Raw genomic sequence first — 19,893 nt, 5'->3', positions numbered from 1 at the left:
CAGGCTAATTATACATTCTTTACTTGTAAAAATTTTTTTCATTAAGTTCATAATACCTTTTTTTATTATCTTTTAAATATTTTGTATTATCAAAAGGAACTTCGTACGAGTGCTCTTTTTGTAAATAATTAAAACTTATAATTGCTTTATTACCTTTATCATCTGATTTAAAATTTTTAATATCACACCATGAATGACAATTAAATTTATATTTCATTGATGTGCTAATTTCTTTAATATGAATTCCATCAGAATTAAAATATAAAATAAAAGTTCTGCTAGAACTATAAATTCCCCATAAATTACTTATGAGTATTTTTAGTAAGGATTTTGATGTTGAATTATATTTTAAAACTATTAAATAGTCTCTATCTGTACTAAAATCATTTTTTACAGCTGTTCTTACTTCTTCATTTTTATTAGATAATATTCCCATTTTTTCTCCTGTCAAATATCACAACATTAATTAATTTAATTTTAATAATTATTTATCCCCAAAATGTACATTTTACTCCTGAGTAAGCTAAACTTGCAATCAATGTACCAACATTTGCTTTTATACCGAATCTTAACATTTGTTTTCCAATTAATTCTGCTGCTTTTCCCCATGCTTTGTCTTGAATGTAAGCCGCCACATCGCCACTTTCTAATAATTGATAAAAGTCCATTCCAGGAATCATTCCTACTAATTCACCTTTCATACAGTCAATAAAAGCAGATTTTACCGCATATTTTTTAGTATAATTATCAGAACCAATTTTGTATATTTTTTTTATACCTTTTTCAATATTATTAGATTTTTCTACTCCATATTTTTGTATCAGTAAATATTTATTAATTAATAATTCACCATTTTCATAACTACTTGCTGTTTCAAAAATAAACTTAATTTCTTCTTCTATATTTTTAATATACTCTGAATAATTAGAATTTTCAACTTCTCTTTTAGCATGTATCACACTACTATTACTTGTAAATACTGTTAGAACTATTACTAATGATAAAAATATAGCGACTATTTTATTAATTTTTTTTTGACATATAATCTCCTTTATATATTTATATTTTTTTATAACGTTATCTTTGTTATAATTATAACAACTCATCTTTTATTTTGCAAGTTAAAAAATTTATTCTTTTCCTTTAAAATAAAAAAAGAGAGAATTGCTTCTCTCTATAATTGTAACTTTTGTTTATTTTGAACTTAAGTTATATCCTATTTATTATATATATTTGAATCGTATATCAACATACTAATTAATTTATTAACATCATATTCTGATGAATAATCTACATATAAATAATTATTTAATCCATATAAAACATCATTTAAATTTATATCATCTAACTTTATAGGAATAAATTTCTTTGTATTGTTTATTACATCGTTAAATATAGTTGTTAATTCATGTTTTTGATATAAAGCGTTTTTTGTATGTTGACTTAAAAATAAAAGAGCCATTTCACAATTCTTCATTGCATCCTGTATTATTTCAGTAAGATTTTCTCCAAAATCTATTTCAACTTGATCAATCCAAATTGATAAACCAATACTAGTTAATTTTTCAATAAAAGGTATAACGGTTTCTTTATCTTTATGAGAGTATGATATAAATATTTTTCTATTATCTATTGGTATTTTATAACCCAATTTTTCAAAAACACTTATACTTGGAATTTGATAATAACTTTGAATTTATAAGTTTATTTGTTCTTTGCCCATCTCTTTGCTTAATCCTATACTATTCCAAGATTTTGACGCCATTTGTTTAATATATTCAAACATGTTTTTACCATAAGTTAATTGTTTTAATTTGTATTTATTAATAATATTTATTATCTCGACATTACTTGTTTCAATATATAAAAAAGATTGTAAATTATAAGGAATATTATTAATAAATAAGAAAACAACTCCTTCTTCTTCAATATTTTTATTAATTTCATAAATTGCATCAACATATTTTTCTCTATAACCGTATGGAATATCAATATTATATATATTTTTCATGTCTACACCTCTTTCAGTTAAAATTATATCATAATTATAAAGGTAATAGTATTCCAGGTTAATATCAAATTCTGAAAAATAATATATACACAAATTGCTAATTATCATTTCTAATAATTTAGTATCCATATATATTAGTAAATTACTTTTAATAATTGAATAATTTGTAGAATATATTAATGAAGATTTTATATATAGTATGTTTCTATCATTAGTAAGTTTATATAAAATATTTAATATCTTTCTTAATTTTTCTTCCATTTACACACCTCTTTAAAATTAAAAAGAGAGAATTTTACTTCTCTCTCATTAATACTTTTGTTCATTTTGTATTTTTTCAATTAATAATATTTCTTTTTTTATTTCTCTTATATCTTTTATAAAACTAATTAGACTAAATATAATAAGAATTGAAATAAAACCATAAATTATTATCGTTAAATATAATATTCCTATAGATAACTCTTTATCTGTTAAAGTAAGTCCCTTGTTTAATATAAAATATATTAGATTAAATACTTTTGTTGTTAAACCTGATATTATTCCTACTAATAATACAATCAGTATTAGACGTAGAATGTTATTTTTATATTCATACAAAGACTGCAACTCAATATATTTTAATTTAATATTATCGTCAGATAATTTAGTATAATATTCTTGCTTTTTATTATACTTAACATTAATTTTTTATCTTTTTCTTCAATAGAAAAATATTTTAATACTTTATTTACATATTTATCTTTCCCTTTAATCTAATTCTATCATATTAATCTAATTCTATCATATTTGAAATTTTTTATATACAAAATACCGATAATTTTAGTTCTCTTTCAATAAAAAAAGATAGATCTCTCTATCTCTTTTCTAACTTTTGTTCATTTTGAACAAAAGTTATCTTCTAAAATTTATTAATGTTTCCATTCCCATACTTCATCTGATACTTTAACTTCTTCTTTTACTATTTTAGTTTCATAACCAATGATTTCATCTGTTACAACTATTTCAGTTTCGGCTGTACCCCATGAAGATAATTGTCCTTTATCTCCATTTCTAGAATATTCTCCGTGAGCTTCTTCTGCTGAGTAAAAATACTTAGTTTCACCTGTGAAATCATTTTTTACAAACCATCTTGCTCTACCTCTTTCTCTATATACTGGTTTATCTAAATCATCTACTTCTTTTTTTACTGTCTTATATTTTGCACTTTGTACTTTTACATATCTTTCTATTATCTTATCTTGTGCTTGTGTTGTAATTGTATTTGATACTACTTTACCATCTTCTTTTACAATAGTTCTTACTCCACTTCTTCCTTCTTGATATACTCTTGATTTTCCACCTGTATAAGCATATTTATCTATTGTATCAAATGATATTGACTGTGTTTCAGTTGTTCTAACTACTTCTTTCTTTGTTTCTTTTGGCTTACTTGATGATGGCTTTGTCACCTTATTTTCTTTTGTTTTTTCTGTCTTTGTATTTTGTTTTGGTGTTTGTGGTTTACTTGAAACAGATTTTTCTTTTTGTGTTCCTTTTTCTATAGGCTTAGAATCTTTTTTATTTGTTTCTTTTCTTGTTTCTTGAACTGCTTTTACATCTACAACTTTAATATCGTCTTTTTTAGCTATTTCTGTGTTTTTAACATTTGTATTTACTAAAGCTAACACTTTCTTTCCATTTTCATTTATTAAAGTTTCATCACCATTTTGTACTGCTACAGTTGTCTTTTTGATAATATCTTCTAATTGTGTTTTTGTTACATCTTCTTTTTTTATAAATTTTGAATTTACTTTTTCCGTAAAGTTTTTAGATGAGGTATTTATTTTGAAATCATTTTTAATTTCATTTATTGATCCATCTTTGTTTATTGATGGTATTAATGAAATCACATATTATTTGTTCATTAATAAATCTTTTGATAAAATAAATTGATCTTTTTCTTTACCTTTTTTTATATCCATTACTGAAAATGTATCTTCTTTTTCTTTCGTATCAGTTATTTTTGCAATGATTTTACTTGATTTATTTATATCGTAATTTTCTAACTTAGCTTCTAATTCAAGTTTTGAAAATTCTTCTTTTTCTTTTGTTTCTGTTTCATCAATTGTTTGTAAATTAACTTCTTTTTGTGTCTCTTTAGATTTTTCTTTATTATTACTACAACATGACACTAACGACAATGTTAATATTGCTATTGATAATAATTTTATGTTTTTTTTCATAATCTAGCCCTTTCTATTTTGTTCAGAATGAACAAAAGTCATATTTTATTGTTAGGACCTAACCTTGATTTTGTCTTTATATAATAAGTAATTTGTATCAATAGTAAAATTAAAGATATGATAAAAATTAGAATAAAGAAAAGTGCATCTGCTTCTATTATTCCTTCATCACTTAAAGAGCCTCCAAGAATTAGCAATCCGGCTAATGAAGATGAGCATAAAACTGTGCTAAATATGGAGTTTTTAATATTTATATTTTTTGTTACATTATAAGTCATAAGTAATACAATAATAAAAATAGGAATAGTAATCCAAAAGAAATACATTTGATTCTGTTTTTGTACTAAGTTCACTACCATATAACTTTCAAACATATAAATATCCTACCTTTCTAATTACATCTTCCTTGAACAAACCCCCAATATCCTTTGTCAGCTTTCCATGGTTCAATATTCCATGGAGTTTTAATTCCTCTTACAAAATCTACATGACAAGCATATTGATTATACATACTCATAAATTTAGTTTTATTAGTTTCTTGTCTACACATAGGATGATATTGAAAAAATCTATCGCTTCCTGCCAACTTAACTCTTTGTTAGTAAAAATGGAGACTTAGGAGTTAAACTTAGTGACATCTTACCATCTCTTGAAATCCAAGATATTGAATTAAAATAAGTAAAACTAAAAATTGAAGCTCTAAAATTATTAACTAAAAGTAGAATCGTAATTAGTATCAGAAAATTTATTTTCAACATTATCATAAACATTGTTTGCCATAGCCACATTAGTTACATTAAATAGTAATAAGGAAGCTAAAATTAATATAAGAGCATTTTTTTTCATATTCTACCCTTTCTTAAGGCTTATAAAATTTTATTCTTATCTATCTTTAATAATGCATTATTTATTAATATCATTATACTACTTTATGATTTCGTTTTCAAGTATTAACCCAAGTCCTCTAATATAGTTCGTCGACTGGTATTTTAGATACTATATTATTGCATTCATAACAATAATAATAAACACTTGTTAATTTATGTTCTGCGTGATTATATATTTCAGCATTTGGACAACTATCATCTACTTCGCCTTTATTATTAAAGATATTAATGCAAGTTCCAGAATATTTTTCTATTGTGTAGAAATTATTTTTATTTTCATATTTTTACATTTTAATTTCATTTTTCCTCTTTCTTTATTATTGAACTTTTTCACTATGCTTAAAAGGTCGTTTCGCTACATTTTTTTATAATCGTGCTTACGCACATTCATTTAAGTGTTAAAATTACAAAAAAGAGAAAATTTTACTTTTCTCTTTTTTGTATTCACTTTTGTTCATTTTGAACAAAAGCTATATTTCCATATTTATAGATTTCGGGATTATTCTAAAATAATCAAGATTAAAAAAGGCTCTATCGGACAATCTAAACTGCTTCAAAATCCTATATAAGTTTTTAGAATATCTAGACATTAAACTAAAAAATTTTTACAATTTGACTTGTCTATAACGTAATTCAAGATAAGCGTTAATTAAATAATAATATATTTCTTAATACCTCTAGATATAATCACTTTACCATTTTCTTTAATTATAACAACTTCAATATGATTTTGTTGATTTACTTCTCTCAATATCTCTTGCTCACTCTTTCCAAACAATCTAGTTGTCCAAATTTCACAATCAACGGACCTTTTTGAAAGTATTGAGATACTTTGTATATCTGTTTTAGTTGGATATCCTGTAAGAGGATCAAATATATGGTGATATAATTTACCATTTTCTTCAAATTTTCTTTCATATACTCCAGATGTTACAATAGACATATTATTAACTGCAAGCATCAATACATGATTTCCTCTTTTTAATTTTGGATTTTGTATACCAATTCTCCAATTGCCATCTATATTATGTGTTGGAGATCCATATGTAAGAACATTACCACCCATATTTATCAAGGCACATTTTACATCTTGATTTTTAATATATTCCATTATTTTGTCAGAGATATATCCTTTTGCTATAGCTCCAGAATCAATTTCCATTCCTTTATCTTTTAGATATATTGTTAAATTTTTTTTATCTAGAATAATTTTATTTGGATCAGTGATAGGAAGAAGTGATTTCACTTCATTATCAGATAATACTTTAGGGGTATCAAATCCTATGCCCCAGGCTTTTACTAATGGGCCTATACTTATATTTAATTTGCTATCTTCTTGTAAACTGTGATATTTACCAATTTCAATCAATTCAAATAGTTCAAAATCAACTTTAACAGGTTTAATACCGGCATGATTGTTAATTTCCATTAATTTTGATTTTTGATTATTTGCACTGAATATAAGATTGTATTTATAAAGTAAGTCTATACAATTATCCAAAATTTTTTCCGCATTCATAGACTCAATTTTTATATTTATTGTCGTTCCATATAATTTTATGGTTTTTGTTTTTATTCCCATTTCTAATTCCTATTTATTATTTATATAATCGTTTTTATTGAGGCAATAAACGGCAAATTTCTATATTTTTCAGCATAATCTATGCCATATCCAACTATAAATTTATCTGGAATTTCAAATCCAACATAATCAACGTTCACATCAACTACTCTTCGTGATGGCTTGTTAAGTAGTGTTGCAATCTTAACAGTTTTTGCACCCCTAGATTGAAAATTATTTATTAAATAATTTAATGTATAACCTGTATCAATAATATCTTCAACTAATATTACATGTTTATTCTCAATGTTTGAATCTAAATCTTTAATTATTCTAACATTTCCCTTAGATTCTGTACTCATACCGTAACTAGAAACAGAACATAAACTCTAATTGAACAGGAATCTCAATTTCTCTACATAAATCTGATAAAAATATTGACGCTCCCTTTAGTATTCCTATTAATACAACATCTTCCTGAAAATCTTTATAGTCATTAGTTATTATAGAGGCCATTTCAGATACTTTTTGTATTATTTCTTCTTTTGTAATTTCAATGTTTTCAATCTCATTTAGTTTTGATATATCGTGCATTTTATCTCCTTAAATTATCTTATAAATTTAAATATACCATAGCTTAAAGTGGATATAATAATTGCTGCTACCATATTTCCCAATGCGATAGATAAAATAGATTTTTTCTTATCTAAATTTAATAAATGTGCTAATAGTGACCCCGACCATGCTCCAGTTCCTGGTAATGGAATACCAACAAATAGAATTAAACCAATATATCCAAATTTCTCAATTTGTTCTCTTTTACTTAAAGTTTTAACATTAATTTTTGTTATTAGTCTATCCATAAATTGAATATGTCTCAAAATATCGAACACATAACCTATTAAGTATATAATTAATATCGCTGGTATAGTGCTACCTATTAAAGAAATTATTATTGCAGTTTTAATAGGTAATCCCATAGCTACCCCGATGGGTATAGCTCCTCTTAACTCAATAAATGGAATCATAGATACTATTGCTACAGTTAATTCCGGTGAAAAAAATGTTCTAAAAAACTGTGTGATATTATTAATAATTGAACTCATCTTAACTCCTTTTTATAATCTAAATTACATTATATCATAAATGTTGTATAATATATATGAACGGAGGAATTTATGAATAAGGACATTCCGATATTTGTACAGGATTTTTTAAACTACAACAAAACCATAAAAGGTTTATCTGAAAATACAATAAATGAATATTATTATGATATAAGATTATACTTAAAATATATGGTATTTAGATTGAACGTATTGGATCACAATATTGAAAATATTGATGAAATTGAAAATATCGACATAAAAAAAATGAGAGCAAAAGATTTAAAGGGAATATCAATTATAGATGTTCATTCATATATTTCATATAGAGATAATGCTCGAGATAACTCTTCTACTACAAGGGCAAGAAAAGTTTCCTCACTAAGAACTTTTTATAAATATCTTACTACAATTTCCAAAGAATTAGATGAAAATCCAACACTTGAATTGGAAACGCCCAAAAGAAAAAGAAGAAATCCAATTTATTTAACTTTAGACGAATCTAAAATACTTTTACAAACTATTGCAAAAGAAAAAAATATGTTTACTAGAACAAGAGATTTTGCTATTGTATTAATGTTTTTAACTACGGGAATTAGACTTTCTGAATTAGCCGGTCTTAATATTTCAAATATTAAAGAAAAGGAATTTAATGTAATAGGAAAAGGTAATAAAGAGAGACTAGTTTATATGACAGATGCTTGTAAATACGCAATAGATGAATATTTAAGTATTAGACCTGATGTAGAAGATGAGAAGGCATTATTTCTAAGTAATAGAAAAAATCGTATAAGCAATAGAGCTATTCAACATATGATTGATAAGTATTTAGTTAAAGCCGGATTTGATGTAACCAGATATTCTACACATAAATTAAGACATACAGCTGCAACTCTTATGTATAGAGAAGGTGTGGATATTAGAACATTACAAAAAGTTTTAGGGCATACATCAGTTGCTACAACTCAAATTTACACACATGTAGTTGATGACAATTTAAGAAAAGCAATAGATGTAAACCCACTTAATGATATTAAAATGGATAAAAATGATGATTAAATATTTTCTCTAAATAATGAAATAACCTTACCAAGTATTGTAAAATTGTCAGGTATTATTGGTTCCATTGTTGAATTTTCTGGAATTAACATTATCTGACCATTTTTATTATATAATCTTTTACAGGTAGCGTCATCATCAATAAGTGCGATAATTATATCTCCGTGATCTGCAATATTTGTTTTTTTTACGAGTACTTTATCACCATTTAATATGCCAGCTTCGATTATGGATTCTCCATCGATTTCTAAAATAAATAATTCTCCTTGTTTTGAATAATAACTGGGAATAGGGAAATAAAATTCTATATTTTCTATAGCAGTAATTGGAGTTCCTGCTGACACCTTTCCTACAATAGGAATATCTATAGTTTCTTCTTTTCCAATTATTGTATTTCCTAATTTATCTTTTAATAGTTCAATTGATTTGCTAGTTGACTCATTCTTATTTATATATCCAAATTTTTCTAAAATTTTTAAATCATTTGAAACAGTAGATGTCGATTTAATATCTGCACCTGCACACATTTCTCTAACTGAAGGCGGAAACTGATTAGTTGTGATATATTCTACTAAGAAATTAAATAATTTCTCTTGTCTTTCATTAAGCATAATATCCTCTTTTCAATAATTTCTAAATATATTATAACAAAATAAAAAAAATAAAACAAATGTTCTTTTTTTCTTGACATCGAACAAATGTTCTGTTATATTATATGTAGAACAAATGTTTGTGGAGGGGAAATGAAATTTAGAATTAAAGATCAAGGAAAATTTAATAGATTTATATTTATAACTGTAATATTGTTTACAGTAGTAATCTATGCATTTATAACAGCAAACAGCTCAAGCATCACAGAAAGTAAATCAAATAAAGAAGTCGTTATAGTAAAATATGGTGATACACTTTGGAGTATTGCTTCTAAAGTAAATTCCGGAAGAGACATAAGAGAAGTTATATATGATATACAAAATATAAACGGTATAAAATCAGCATCAATTAAACCAGGCGATAAAATCTATATACCATTATATTAAAATAATATAATTTACATTTTATATTATCCTTTCCCCCACTAATATAGTATAATAGAAACTATATTAGCGGGGGTTTTTATGAACTTAAAAGATTTTAATAAAATTCTTGTAATAATTTCTACTAGTGCTAGAAAATATAAGAAAATAAAGAAAAGAGTTAAAGATAAATTGTTTGAAAATGTAGAAAAACATAGAATCATTATTAAATTAACTGAAAATATTGAATCAAATAGATTGTATACAATAAATTTTGTACAAAATAATACTAATTCTTTAATAATTTCTATCGGAGGAGACGGTTCAATAAGTGAGGTAACAGAGGCAATTTATAAATATGGGAATAATAAAATATATTTTGCTTTTATCCCTAATGGTACTGGAAATGATTTTTCTAGGGCAATTTATCCTAATATGAATCAAAATGATATTATTGATAGAATGGATAAATTAAAAATCAAAAAAATAGATCTAATTAAAATTAATGATAAAACATCAATTAACGTAGCTGCTTTTGGTTTTGAAAGTGTTGTGTTAGAAAATTCAATTAAATTTAAGAAAAAATTTCCTATTTTAGCTCGATTTTCCTTTCTTGCCGGAATATTTATGTCTCTAAAAAAATTAAAACCTATTAAATATAAGTATACTTTAAAATATTCTGATGGTTCTATAAACACAGGACAAAATAGTTGTATAATGAATGCTATTTGCAATTCAAAATATTATGGTCGAGGCTTTTTACCTGCCCCTGACGCAAGTATCACTGATTCAATAATTGATTTTAACTATATAGACTATGTTGGAATATTTAAATTGATAAGTCTAATTGGAGTTTATAAAACAAAACAGCATATGAATTTTGATATTAGTCATAATCTCAAACTTATAAGTGGAAAAATAGTTACAATCAATAATGAAGAATTAATAGGCAATATAGATGGCAATTTATATAAATTTAAGGAAATGAAATTTGAAATATTACCAAAAGTATTATCTTTAGTAATTTTTGGTTAAGTATGTAATAAAAAAAGCAATATCTTGATTTTACAAAATATATCAAGATATTGCTTTTTATTTAGTTTTATATTAAAAATTGTAATCCAATCCTATATCTTTAATTATTTTCTCTATTATATCAAAGTTACTATTATACATGGTGATATTTATCCATTCCGTAAATTCATTTCTTCTAAACCATGTTAATTGACGCTTAGCATAATTCCTAGAATTTTTTTTTAGTAATTCAATCATTTTATTAATATTAATATCACCATTTAAATACGATACAACTTCCTTATATCCTATCGCTTTCATAGATTGAGAATTTATATTTACACCATTTTCTAATAGATATTTAACTTCGTTTATGAGACCATTGTTAATCATAGAATCAACGCGTTTATTTATTCTATCATATAGTTTTTCTCTATCATCATTTAATACATAAAGATGATATTTATATTTATTATTATTTTTTTCTCGACTATAGTCTATAAGTATTTTCTTTTCTTCATATACCTCTATAGCACGGATTATCTTCTTTTTATCTAATACCCCTAAATGTGCATAATGATTTTTATCAATTGAATACAATCTTTCTAATAATTTATTGGGATCATTAGTATATATTTCTTCAAGTTCATTTCTAAGTTCCTTGTTCGGTTTAACACCTAAAAAATCATAGTTATAGGTCAAGGAATCTATATATAATCCTGTTCCCCCAACAATTATAGGTATTTTATTTTCCTTATTGAGCTTTTCTATTATTTGAAGAGCATCATTTTGAAATTCTTGTACAGAATAATTTTCATACGGATTTTTAATATCAATTAAATGGTGTTTGATTCCGTCCATTTCTTCTTTTTTAATTTTTGCCGTGCCTATATCCAAATTTTTATATATTTGCATGGAATCGGCTGAAATTATTTCGGTATTTAATCTTTTTGCTAATTGTATTCCCAATCTAGTTTTACCGACAGCCGTAGGACCAGCTATTATAATTACATCTTTCATATTAAGCCTTTAAGATTTTTTCAAATTGTTCTTTACTAATATTATAAATAATCGTATTTCCATTTGGATTTGTATAAGGATTAACTGTATTATTTAATTCTCTATACAAGTATATTGCTTCTTTTTCATTTATATTTTTTATTTTATTTATAGCTAAAGAAACAGATTTTCTAATAAAATGTCTAAGATCATCATGTTTATTTACATCATCTATCAATATTCTAAAATCCTTCTCTGTCTTTGGTTCCCCCAGATAATAAGGAATTGATCTTATTATAATTTTATCCTCACCAAATACATCAGCATTATAACCCACTTCTTCAAATTTTTCTTTATTTTGATTAAATTGTTCAATTTCTTTTTTCGTTAAATTAACTATGATAGGTTCTAATAAATCCTGACTAAATATAGATATTTTTTTTTCTAAATTTTTAAAAATTATTCTAGTATTCGCCCTATCAATATCAATAACTTGTATACTCGAATCTTTAGTATCCTCGAATAAAATAAATTTATTAAAAAGCACTGTCTTAAATATATATCTATCCATATCAAATGAGATTTGCTGGCTGAGAGTTTCTAAATTATATTGATTTTTTCCTTCATATACAGATGAATCATCTATAATATCATGATATATTTTTTTATATTCATCTTCTTGATTATATAAATGATTAAGCTGTATACCTTCGTTTTTATCTTCTTTTTTTAAAGAATATTCTATTATATTTTCATCATTTACGATTAATGGCTCTTTATATGCATCTAATATTCTTTTATAACCCTCTCCCTCATTTAATTTATGAAAACTTATTTTAGTATCGATTCTATTTTTAGACTCTACTTTTTTTTCTGTTTGTGTGTCATATAAAAAATCAATAGTAGTATTTGTAATTAAATTATATAATTCTTCAGAAAATGAAAATTTTACTTTTTGTTTATTTGGATGAATATTTACATCAATTAAATTTGGATCTACAAAAATATTTAATTCAAATACTGGAAATCTACCACTTGGAATTAAATTATTATATGCTTTTTCAATGGAAGAAGTTATTTCATCATTTTCAATATATCTTCCATTTACAAAAATAAATTGCATAGATCTATTTCCTTTGTAATATCTATTGTTAGAAATAGTACCATTTATCTTATAATTATCTGATGTTGCTTTAATTTCACCCGAATTTTTAACAAACTCTCTACCAAATAATATCTCAAAATTGATCAATTTACTATTATTTTTATTTGTGCTAAACATTTCTTTATTATTTTTTATATATGTGATTGAAATATCTGTATGTCCAATTGCATATGTGTACATCAATTGAGTTATTTTATTTTCTTCAGTTATATCGCTTGATAAAAATTTATACCTTGCCGGTACATACTTAAAAAGATCCGAGACTTCTATGGATGTTCCTGTATTTGTACCAATACTTTTAGATTCTAATTTAAATCCATTTTCATAAATTACTTGTGTACCAACTTTTTCATTTTTTGTTTTAGTAATAATTTTGACATTAGATACAGAAATTATAGAGGCTAAAGCTTCCCCTCTAAATCCCATAGAAAAAATTTTATACAAATCGTCAAAACTTTCAATTTTAGATGTTGCGTGTCTAGTAAAAGCCAAATCAATTTCATCTGATTTTATACCACTTCCATTATCTGAGACTTTTATACGTGATTTACCACCATTCTCAATTTCAACTATTATATCATCGGCCCCTGCATCTATTGAATTTTCTACTAATTCTTTAATGATAGAAACAGGTCTTTCAACAACTTCTCCTGCTGCAATTTTTTGTATCGTGTCATCATTTAATATTCTAATCATCTAATAAATCCTTAGCCTTTTTCTGAAATTTGCTTAAAATATCAAGTGCAAAAATCGGAGTCATATTATTTACATCTAATTCCACTAATTCTTTTAATATAATATCTGTCTTAATATTTTTAGAATTGTTAGAATCAAATGATAATTGTGTACTTTCCTCTATTTTATAATCATTTAATGAATTTAATATTGTATTTGCTCTAAATATTATTTCATCTGGTAATCCTGATAATTTTGCAACCTCGATACCGTAAGATTTGTCTGCCTTTCCACTTACAATTTTCCTTAAAAATATCATCTCATCATTCTCTTCCTCAATAAGTATTTTTAAGTTTTCCACATTAGAAAGTGTTTCTTCTAAATCGGTTAGTTCATGGTAATGTGTTGCAAAAAGTGTTTTACAATTAATTTTTTTACTGATATATTCAATTATTGATTTTGCAATACTGTAACCATCATTTGTGCTGGTTCCCCTTCCTACTTCATCAAGTATAACAAAGCTATTTTTAGTTGCATTTTCAACTATATTTGACATTTCTTTCATTTCAACCATAAAAGTTGAGTCACCTTTCGCAAGATTATCTGATGCACCAATTCTAGTAAAAATTGCATCTGAAATAGATATATCACACGATGATGCCGGAACAAAGAATCCGATTTGGGACATTAAAAGTATTAGAGATACTTGTCTCATATATGTAGATTTTCCTGCCATATTGGGTCCCGTTATGATTTGTATTGTTGTATTGTCCTTGCCTATACTAGTATTGTTTGAAATAAATTGATGACGTCCTAGAGATGCTTCGACTACAGGATGTCTACCATCAATAATTGATATATAATTTTCGTTGTTAAAAATTGGTCGAGTATAATTATATGAACTTGCAACATTAGCGAATGAATTTAAAGCATCAATACTTGAAATAGTATCGGTACTTTGCTTTATTCTAGCTGCATTTTCAGCTATTGTATCTCTTATTTTACAGAAAATTTTATATTCTAAATCCATGGTATTATTTTCTGAATTTAATATTTTATCTGCTATTAAATTTAATTCATCAGTTATATACCTTTCAGCATTCTTTAATGTTTGCCTTCTAATATAATTATCAGGAGCTTTATCAATTACAGATTTTGTAAGTTCAATATAATATCCCGTATTTTTATTAAAAGATATTTTTAACTTATTTAGACCTGTTCTCTCTCTTTCTAACTTTTCGTAATCAATTAATTCCTTATTACCTTCAATTGCGGATTTTCTTAATTTATCCAATTCTAAATCATATCCACTTTTTATAATACCACCTTCAGTAATTGTATTTGCCCCATCTTCTTTTATAGATTTATCGATAAGTGTATATATATCCTCTAATGAATCAAATTTATTGATATATTTTTCAAAAATTTTAGCATTAGATTTTTTTAGAAGCTCTAAAAATTTCGGTAAGTATTCTAATGAATTCTTTAATATAATTAAATCTTTTGTATTAGCACTTTGAAATGAAATTTTTGAGAGTATTCTCTCCAAATCATATATATTTGATAAAATATCTGATAATTCATTTCTCACCGATGTATTTGTAAAAAGATAATCTACAATGTCAAGTCGACTATTAATAATTTTTTTACTAATCAGAGGAAATTCTAACCACGAATTTATTTTTCTTGACCCCATAGATGTATTAGCTTTATCTAAAATATAATAAAGCGTATTTTTTTCTGAATTATCATTTAAATTTTTATGAATTTCTAAATTTTCTCTCGTATTTGCATCTATCTTCATAAAACTTTCTGATTCAATATATTTAATTAAATCTAAATGATTTAAATTTTCCTGTCTATATAGATAAATATAATCAAGTAACATAGATGAAGCTAATACTGAAAATATTTTATTTTTGTAAAAATTTTCATCGTAAAATCTAACTTTTCTTTTTAATAAATAATTAGCTTCTTTAGCATTTAAGATTGCATCTATTTTAGTTATATAAATTTTATTTGATGCAATATAGTCATTAAAAGATTTAAATTGAATTTCTTTATTTATCAATATTTCTCTAGGATTTATCTTAACTAAAAAATCAATTAAATCTCTTTCTGTATTTATAGAATTAATGGTTTCAGTGGTATAAAACTCCCCTGTTGTAATATCGATATAAGAAACACCATATGAATTATTGTCTAAATATATAGAGGTTAAAAAATTATTGTTTTTCGACTGTCCCTCTAAACTCAATAAGGTACCTGGAGATACAATCTTTACAACTGCTCTTTCTACTATACCTTTCGCATGTTTCGGATCTTCAATTTGTTCAGCAATAGCTATCTTATAGCCTTTTTCTACCAGTCTATTCATATAAGTTAGCGAAGAATGATGTGGTATGCCGGCAATAGGTGCCCTTTCATCTAAACCACAATCTTTACCTGTTAAAACTAGTTCTAATTCCTTTGAAACAGTAATAGCGTCTTCAAAAAAAACTTCATAAAAGTCTCCTAAACGATAGAAGAGTACTTTATCTTGGTTATCTTCCTTTATTTTGGCATACTGTTTCATCATAGGGGTCAATTTTTCTTTATCTATATCCTTAAGCTTCATATCTTTCTCAATTCTCCTTACTACTATATCTGTTAATAATATATATACCTAATATAACCAATAATAGTCCAAAAATAATCCAAATATTGATCTGCTCTTTTAATAATACAGCACTTAAAAATGTACCAAAAAATGGTATAAATAAACGCATAAAAGAAATTTCACTTGCTTTATATTGTCTCAAAATTAAATACCATAGTGTAAAGGCTACAGATGAAATTATCCCGCCATAAAATATTAATAAAAAAGATTCTATTGTATATACAAGCTTATGTTCCATTCCAACATAACCAATAATAATTAATGGTATGGATTCGTATAAAAATTGCCCACATGATTTTGCAAAAGCAGAAATATTTTTAGTATTTTTTTTAACAAGTATTGTTCCTAAAGCCATTGTAAATGATGATATCGATAAAAACCCCTCTCCTATTAAGCTAAAATCAAATATTAACTCCTTATTAATATTTGACAAAACAATTCCAGATAGACCAAGAAAAATGGCTATAAGTTTATATTTGTTAAATCTCTCACTTGGTAATAAAAAATGTGAGAGTATTATAATTATAAATGTAGATGAAGACGATATAATAGATGCTTGCATACCTGTTGTATTTCCTGTACCAATATAAAATAAAAAATATCCTAAAGATACTACTAATATCGATAATTTTAATAAATATGGAAACTCTGTTTTTAATTGATGTATATTTTTTCTATCGATAAAATACATAATTAATAAAATAATGAGTCCCGCTATGAGAAATCTTATTCCTGCTACAAAAATCATAGAAAAGTAATCGTTAGAACTTATTCCCATTAATTTATATGTTGTCTTTATGGTAGGAAAAGCTGAGCCCCATAAAAACATACAAAATATTGATATCAAATATACTATTTTTTTATTCTTAAAATCTATTTTCATTTTTTCTCCAATTAAAAAAGAGGGGTATTAATCCCTCTTGTATTTTATTCTATAAATTTAAATCATCTAATAATTCACCAAGATTTGAACCAAATGAGTTATCGTCATTGCTTTCATTCTTGTTATGTGATTTACTATCTTTTTTTCTATTATTTGATGATGAGGCTGGTCTTGAAGATTCATTATTTTCTCTTGAAGATTGTGCTGGTTCTAATAATGCTCTTCTACTTAAAGAAATTCTTTGATTTTCAGCATCAATTTCTAAAATTTTAACCTCTAATTTGTCACCAACATTTAATACATCAGAAGGCTTTTGTACGTGTTCGTTGCTGATTTGTGATACGTGAACTAATCCTTCAACACCCTCATCTAATTTTAGAAATGCACCAAAGTCTAATAAGTTAACTACTTCACCTTCTACTACATCACCAACCTTATTATTGTTCGCAAATGCATCAAACGGTTTTTCAGTTAATTGTTTTAATCCTAAAGAAACTCTATTTTTATCTCTATTTGCTTTTAGTATCTTAACTTCAACTTCTTGCCCTACTTCTAAAACGTCTGATGGTTTTTCAATTCTATCCCATGAAATATCAGAAATGTGAATTAATCCATCTACACCACCTAGGTCTACAAAAGCACCAAAGTCTACCATTTCTACTACCTTCCCTGTAACAATAGCATCTTGTTCTAATGTTGCCCAAATATCATCAAGTTTTTCTTCTTTTAATACTTTACTTGATAGTACAACTCTTTTTTTCTTTTCATCAATACTTAATACTTTAGCATCTAAGTCTTGATCAACGTACTGTTTGAAGTTCTTTACAAAGTAAGTAGTGATTTGAGATGCAGGAATAAATCCATTGATTCCCATTACTTTAACTACTAATCCACCAGAGTTTATTCCTTTAACAGAAGCTTTTACCACTTCTTCGTTTTCATATGCTTCTAATAGTTTCTTCCAGTTTTTTAGTCCTTCTACTCTGCTTGTAGATAAAGCAACATTTCCTTCTCCATCATCTAATTTGATAACAAAAACATCAATTTCTTCACCAACTGAGAATGCTTCTAAAATATTTTTAGCTTCTTCATCAGACATTTCTTCTTTTTTAATAATACCATCTGCACGATATCTGATATCTACAAAAACTTCGTCCTCTTTAACATTGATTACTGTACCCTTTACTATATCCTTAGGATAAATTTTCACCATGCTTTCTTCTACTTGCTCCATAAATTCTTCGTTACTAATATTGTCCATTATAATTGACTTCCTCCTAAATTTCCCATATGGTTGTAACCATATATTTAAACTTATTTTATATCATAATATGTATATTTGCAACTTTTTTACGCAATTTTCATTAAAATAATATATTTTAGCTTTATAATATAAAAATATTGTTTTTTTTTATATTATTTGTTAAAAATAGAATCATATATTTCATCCATAATGTCTTTATATAACTCTTTTTTATTTTTATTTTCAAATTTATCAATTTTGATTATATCTTTATAAATAAATTCAATATTTCCAAATGGTTTGTATTCTCCTTTTATTTGAATAGGTAATATATCTGCATTTGCTTTTACTGCAATCATTGCTATGCCATCTATAAATCTTTCTCTAGATGTTTGCCCTTGTTTAATTCTTGTGCCTTCAGGAAAAATACCTAAAATCTTATCATCCTTCAACACTTTTATAGATTGTCTTATAGCATCAATATCATTGTTTCCTCTATCAACGGGAAAAGTTCCAAATTTTGGTAGTATCCAAGATAAAAATTTATTGTCAAATAATTCTTTCTTAGCCATAAAATGAATCATTTCAGGGTTTATTAGTTCAAATAAAATTGGATTTAAATTACTTATATGATTACCACAAATAATTAATCGTTTATTTTTTTCAATTTTTGGCCTATTTTTAACCTTAAATAAAAATATAAGCTTAAATATAGGATAAAGAATTAATTTTATGATTTTATAAAACATTTTTTTCCTCACAACATTTTTTCATGTTTCTCACTACTTCATCAATAGTCATATTTGAACTGTCTATTAAAATAGCATCATCAGCAATTTTTAGTGGACTAATATCTCTATTACTGTCTTTATAATCTCTTTTATTAATATCATCTAATACTTCTTTATAAGATATATTATTGTTGGACATTTGATCCAATCTTCTTTGTGCTCTAACCTCAGGACTAGCATCTAAATAAAATTTGATATCGGCATCTTTTAATACATGCGAACCAATATCTCTTCCGTCTAAAATTATGTTTGATTTTGATGCGATTTCTCTTTGTAATTTAACTAAATGTTCTCTAACAGACTTATATGAAGATAATAATGATACGTTTTGAGTTACTTTATCACTTCTTATCTCTCTTGATACATCTTTTCCATTTAAGTAAAACCTTCCATCTCTTAATTGAATATCAATGTTTTTAATTTTATTTTTTATTAAATTTTCATTTTTAATATCAATATTATTTGAAAGATAATAGTATGTAAATAGTCTATACATTGCTCCAGTATCTAAATAATCAAAGTTTATTTCTTTCGCAAATAATTTTGAAATTGTACTCTTTCCTGCTCCTGCAGGGCCATCAATCGCTATAGATTTATACATA

At 25.1% G+C, this 19,893-nt stretch carries 24 protein-coding genes and 1 pseudogene; 3 read left to right on the top strand and 22 right to left on the bottom strand.

What is annotated here, in order from left to right; genetic code table 11:
- Nucleotides 1–19 precede the first annotated feature (19 nt).
- The 14 genes from AC4KN9_RS03620 to AC4KN9_RS03555 form a co-directional block, all read right to left on the bottom strand.
- On the bottom strand, nt 20–436 hold the full coding sequence (locus AC4KN9_RS03620; protein ID WP_491017291.1) for a hypothetical protein: 417 nt from the start codon (nt 434–436) through the stop codon (nt 20–22).
- Between the two features lie 52 nt (nt 437–488).
- The gene (locus AC4KN9_RS03615) at nt 489–1,106 is read right to left on the bottom strand and encodes a hypothetical protein (RefSeq protein WP_491017290.1); all 618 of its coding nucleotides are present in this window, start codon (nt 1,104–1,106) and stop codon (nt 489–491) included.
- A gap of 110 nt (nt 1,107–1,216) precedes the next feature.
- On the bottom strand, nt 1,217–1,651 hold the full coding sequence (locus AC4KN9_RS03610; RefSeq protein ID WP_491017289.1) for a toll/interleukin-1 receptor domain-containing protein: 435 nt from the start codon (nt 1,649–1,651) through the stop codon (nt 1,217–1,219).
- Nucleotides 1,652–1,696: 45 nt separating this feature from the next.
- The gene (locus AC4KN9_RS03605) at nt 1,697–2,272 is read right to left on the bottom strand and encodes a hypothetical protein (RefSeq protein ID WP_491017288.1); all 576 of its coding nucleotides are present in this window, start codon (nt 2,270–2,272) and stop codon (nt 1,697–1,699) included.
- A 48-nt stretch (nt 2,273–2,320) separates the two neighbouring features.
- Nucleotides 2,321–2,611 carry a hypothetical protein gene (locus tag AC4KN9_RS03600; RefSeq protein ID WP_491017287.1) on the bottom strand — a complete coding sequence of 97 codons (291 nt, stop codon included), beginning with the start codon at nt 2,609–2,611 and terminating at the stop codon, nt 2,321–2,323.
- 311 nt (nt 2,612–2,922) lie between these two features.
- Nucleotides 2,923–3,903 carry a hypothetical protein gene (locus tag AC4KN9_RS03595; RefSeq protein WP_491017286.1) on the bottom strand — a complete coding sequence of 327 codons (981 nt, stop codon included), beginning with the start codon at nt 3,901–3,903 and terminating at the stop codon, nt 2,923–2,925.
- Between the two features lie 3 nt (nt 3,904–3,906).
- Nucleotides 3,907–4,236, bottom strand: a complete 330-nt coding sequence (locus tag AC4KN9_RS03590; protein WP_491017285.1) for a hypothetical protein — start codon at nt 4,234–4,236, stop codon at nt 3,907–3,909.
- Nucleotides 4,237–4,274: 38 nt separating this feature from the next.
- On the bottom strand, nt 4,275–4,610 hold the full coding sequence (locus AC4KN9_RS03585) for a hypothetical protein (RefSeq protein ID WP_491017284.1): 336 nt from the start codon (nt 4,608–4,610) through the stop codon (nt 4,275–4,277).
- Between the two features lie 17 nt (nt 4,611–4,627).
- Nucleotides 4,628–4,822, bottom strand: coding sequence for a DUF2599 domain-containing protein (locus AC4KN9_RS03580; RefSeq protein WP_491017283.1), 195 nt, complete (start codon nt 4,820–4,822; stop codon nt 4,628–4,630).
- 122 nt (nt 4,823–4,944) lie between these two features.
- Nucleotides 4,945–5,082, bottom strand: coding sequence for a hypothetical protein (locus AC4KN9_RS03575; RefSeq protein WP_491017282.1), 138 nt, complete (start codon nt 5,080–5,082; stop codon nt 4,945–4,947).
- A gap of 690 nt (nt 5,083–5,772) precedes the next feature.
- Nucleotides 5,773–6,705 carry an FAD:protein FMN transferase gene (locus AC4KN9_RS03570; protein WP_491017281.1) on the bottom strand — a complete coding sequence of 311 codons (933 nt, stop codon included), beginning with the start codon at nt 6,703–6,705 and terminating at the stop codon, nt 5,773–5,775.
- 20 nt (nt 6,706–6,725) lie between these two features.
- The gene (locus AC4KN9_RS03565; protein ID WP_491017280.1) at nt 6,726–7,046 is read right to left on the bottom strand and encodes a phosphoribosyltransferase; all 321 of its coding nucleotides are present in this window, start codon (nt 7,044–7,046) and stop codon (nt 6,726–6,728) included.
- A 7-nt stretch (nt 7,047–7,053) separates the two neighbouring features.
- Complete coding sequence (locus AC4KN9_RS03560; RefSeq protein ID WP_491017279.1) at nt 7,054–7,278, bottom strand: phosphoribosyltransferase family protein; 225 nt, start codon at nt 7,276–7,278, stop codon at nt 7,054–7,056.
- A gap of 14 nt (nt 7,279–7,292) precedes the next feature.
- The gene (locus AC4KN9_RS03555; protein WP_491017278.1) at nt 7,293–7,790 is read right to left on the bottom strand and encodes a COG2426 family protein; all 498 of its coding nucleotides are present in this window, start codon (nt 7,788–7,790) and stop codon (nt 7,293–7,295) included.
- A 72-nt stretch (nt 7,791–7,862) separates the two neighbouring features.
- On the opposite strand from AC4KN9_RS03555, the gene AC4KN9_RS03550 reads away from it, so the two are divergent.
- Entirely contained in the window at nt 7,863–8,849 is a 987-nt protein-coding gene (locus AC4KN9_RS03550; protein ID WP_491017277.1) for a tyrosine recombinase XerC, read from the top strand.
- On the opposite strand, the gene lexA is transcribed toward AC4KN9_RS03550, so the two are convergent.
- Nucleotides 8,846–9,460 carry a transcriptional repressor LexA gene (gene lexA / locus AC4KN9_RS03545; protein ID WP_491017276.1) on the bottom strand — a complete coding sequence of 205 codons (615 nt, stop codon included), beginning with the start codon at nt 9,458–9,460 and terminating at the stop codon, nt 8,846–8,848. The genes AC4KN9_RS03550 and lexA overlap by 4 nt on opposite strands.
- Before the next feature lie 132 nt (nt 9,461–9,592).
- Between lexA and yneA the strand changes: the two genes are divergently transcribed.
- On the top strand, nt 9,593–9,886 hold the full coding sequence (gene yneA / locus AC4KN9_RS03540) for a cell division suppressor protein YneA (RefSeq protein WP_491017275.1): 294 nt from the start codon (nt 9,593–9,595) through the stop codon (nt 9,884–9,886).
- 78 nt (nt 9,887–9,964) lie between these two features.
- Nucleotides 9,965–10,897, top strand: a complete 933-nt coding sequence (locus AC4KN9_RS03535) for a diacylglycerol/lipid kinase family protein (RefSeq protein ID WP_491017274.1) — start codon at nt 9,965–9,967, stop codon at nt 10,895–10,897.
- Between the two features lie 72 nt (nt 10,898–10,969).
- Here AC4KN9_RS03535 and miaA read toward each other — a convergent pair whose 3' ends face one another.
- The 7 genes and pseudogenes from miaA to cmk form a co-directional block, all read right to left on the bottom strand.
- Nucleotides 10,970–11,896, bottom strand: coding sequence for a tRNA (adenosine(37)-N6)-dimethylallyltransferase MiaA (gene miaA / locus AC4KN9_RS03530; protein ID WP_491017273.1), 927 nt, complete (start codon nt 11,894–11,896; stop codon nt 10,970–10,972).
- Nucleotide 11,897: 1 nt separating this feature from the next.
- On the bottom strand, nt 11,898–13,736 hold the full coding sequence (gene mutL, locus AC4KN9_RS03525; RefSeq protein WP_491017272.1) for a DNA mismatch repair endonuclease MutL: 1,839 nt from the start codon (nt 13,734–13,736) through the stop codon (nt 11,898–11,900).
- Complete coding sequence (gene mutS / locus AC4KN9_RS03520; RefSeq protein ID WP_491017271.1) at nt 13,729–16,332, bottom strand: DNA mismatch repair protein MutS; 2,604 nt, start codon at nt 16,330–16,332, stop codon at nt 13,729–13,731. The genes mutL and mutS overlap by 8 nt, the downstream gene beginning before the upstream one ends.
- Before the next feature lie 7 nt (nt 16,333–16,339).
- Complete coding sequence (locus AC4KN9_RS03515) at nt 16,340–17,257, bottom strand: DMT family transporter (protein ID WP_491017270.1); 918 nt, start codon at nt 17,255–17,257, stop codon at nt 16,340–16,342.
- Between the two features lie 49 nt (nt 17,258–17,306).
- A pseudogene (gene rpsA / locus AC4KN9_RS03510) lies at nt 17,307–18,521 on the bottom strand (30S ribosomal protein S1); the annotation flags it as partial.
- 152 nt (nt 18,522–18,673) lie between these two features.
- The gene (locus AC4KN9_RS03505) at nt 18,674–19,249 is read right to left on the bottom strand and encodes a lysophospholipid acyltransferase family protein (RefSeq protein WP_491017269.1); all 576 of its coding nucleotides are present in this window, start codon (nt 19,247–19,249) and stop codon (nt 18,674–18,676) included.
- Nucleotides 19,239–19,892, bottom strand: coding sequence for a (d)CMP kinase (gene cmk / locus AC4KN9_RS03500; RefSeq protein WP_491017268.1), 654 nt, complete (start codon nt 19,890–19,892; stop codon nt 19,239–19,241). Before cmk ends, AC4KN9_RS03505 begins: the two co-directional genes overlap by 11 nt.
- Between the last annotated feature and the right edge of the window lies 1 nt (nt 19,893).

The organism is Helcococcus sp. SA-HE-C1, assembly GCF_985670335.1.
The sequence above is the reverse complement of the archived record's forward strand: the minus strand, read 5'-3'. Positions and strand labels throughout refer to the sequence as shown.

Coding starts and splice junctions, on each gene's coding strand:
- AC4KN9_RS03620 (WP_491017291.1), bottom strand. CDS start 436: ATGGGAATATTATCTAATAAAAATGAAGAAGTAAGAACAGCTGTAAAA.
- AC4KN9_RS03615 (WP_491017290.1), bottom strand. CDS start 1,106: ATGAGTTGTTATAATTATAACAAAGATAACGTTATAAAAAAATATAAA.
- AC4KN9_RS03605 (WP_491017288.1), bottom strand. CDS start 2,272: ATGGAAGAAAAATTAAGAAAGATATTAAATATTTTATATAAACTTACT.
- AC4KN9_RS03590 (WP_491017285.1), bottom strand. CDS start 4,236: ATGAAAAAAAACATAAAATTATTATCAATAGCAATATTAACATTGTCG.
- AC4KN9_RS03585 (WP_491017284.1), bottom strand. CDS start 4,610: ATGTTTGAAAGTTATATGGTAGTGAACTTAGTACAAAAACAGAATCAA.
- AC4KN9_RS03575 (WP_491017282.1), bottom strand. CDS start 5,082: ATGAAAAAAAATGCTCTTATATTAATTTTAGCTTCCTTATTACTATTT.
- AC4KN9_RS03570 (WP_491017281.1), bottom strand. CDS start 6,705: ATGGGAATAAAAACAAAAACCATAAAATTATATGGAACGACAATAAAT.
- AC4KN9_RS03565 (WP_491017280.1), bottom strand. CDS start 7,046: ATGAGTACAGAATCTAAGGGAAATGTTAGAATAATTAAAGATTTAGAT.
- AC4KN9_RS03560 (WP_491017279.1), bottom strand. CDS start 7,278: ATGCACGATATATCAAAACTAAATGAGATTGAAAACATTGAAATTACA.
- AC4KN9_RS03555 (WP_491017278.1), bottom strand. CDS start 7,790: ATGAGTTCAATTATTAATAATATCACACAGTTTTTTAGAACATTTTTT.
- AC4KN9_RS03550 (WP_491017277.1), top strand. CDS start 7,863: ATGAATAAGGACATTCCGATATTTGTACAGGATTTTTTAAACTACAAC.
- lexA (WP_491017276.1), bottom strand. CDS start 9,460: ATGCTTAATGAAAGACAAGAGAAATTATTTAATTTCTTAGTAGAATAT.
- yneA (WP_491017275.1), top strand. CDS start 9,593: ATGAAATTTAGAATTAAAGATCAAGGAAAATTTAATAGATTTATATTT.
- AC4KN9_RS03535 (WP_491017274.1), top strand. CDS start 9,965: ATGAACTTAAAAGATTTTAATAAAATTCTTGTAATAATTTCTACTAGT.
- miaA (WP_491017273.1), bottom strand. CDS start 11,896: ATGAAAGATGTAATTATAATAGCTGGTCCTACGGCTGTCGGTAAAACT.
- mutL (WP_491017272.1), bottom strand. CDS start 13,736: ATGATTAGAATATTAAATGATGACACGATACAAAAAATTGCAGCAGGA.
- mutS (WP_491017271.1), bottom strand. CDS start 16,332: ATGAAGCTTAAGGATATAGATAAAGAAAAATTGACCCCTATGATGAAA.
- AC4KN9_RS03515 (WP_491017270.1), bottom strand. CDS start 17,257: ATGAAAATAGATTTTAAGAATAAAAAAATAGTATATTTGATATCAATA.
- AC4KN9_RS03505 (WP_491017269.1), bottom strand. CDS start 19,249: ATGTTTTATAAAATCATAAAATTAATTCTTTATCCTATATTTAAGCTT.
- cmk (WP_491017268.1), bottom strand. CDS start 19,892: ATGTATAAATCTATAGCGATTGATGGCCCTGCAGGAGCAGGAAAGAGT.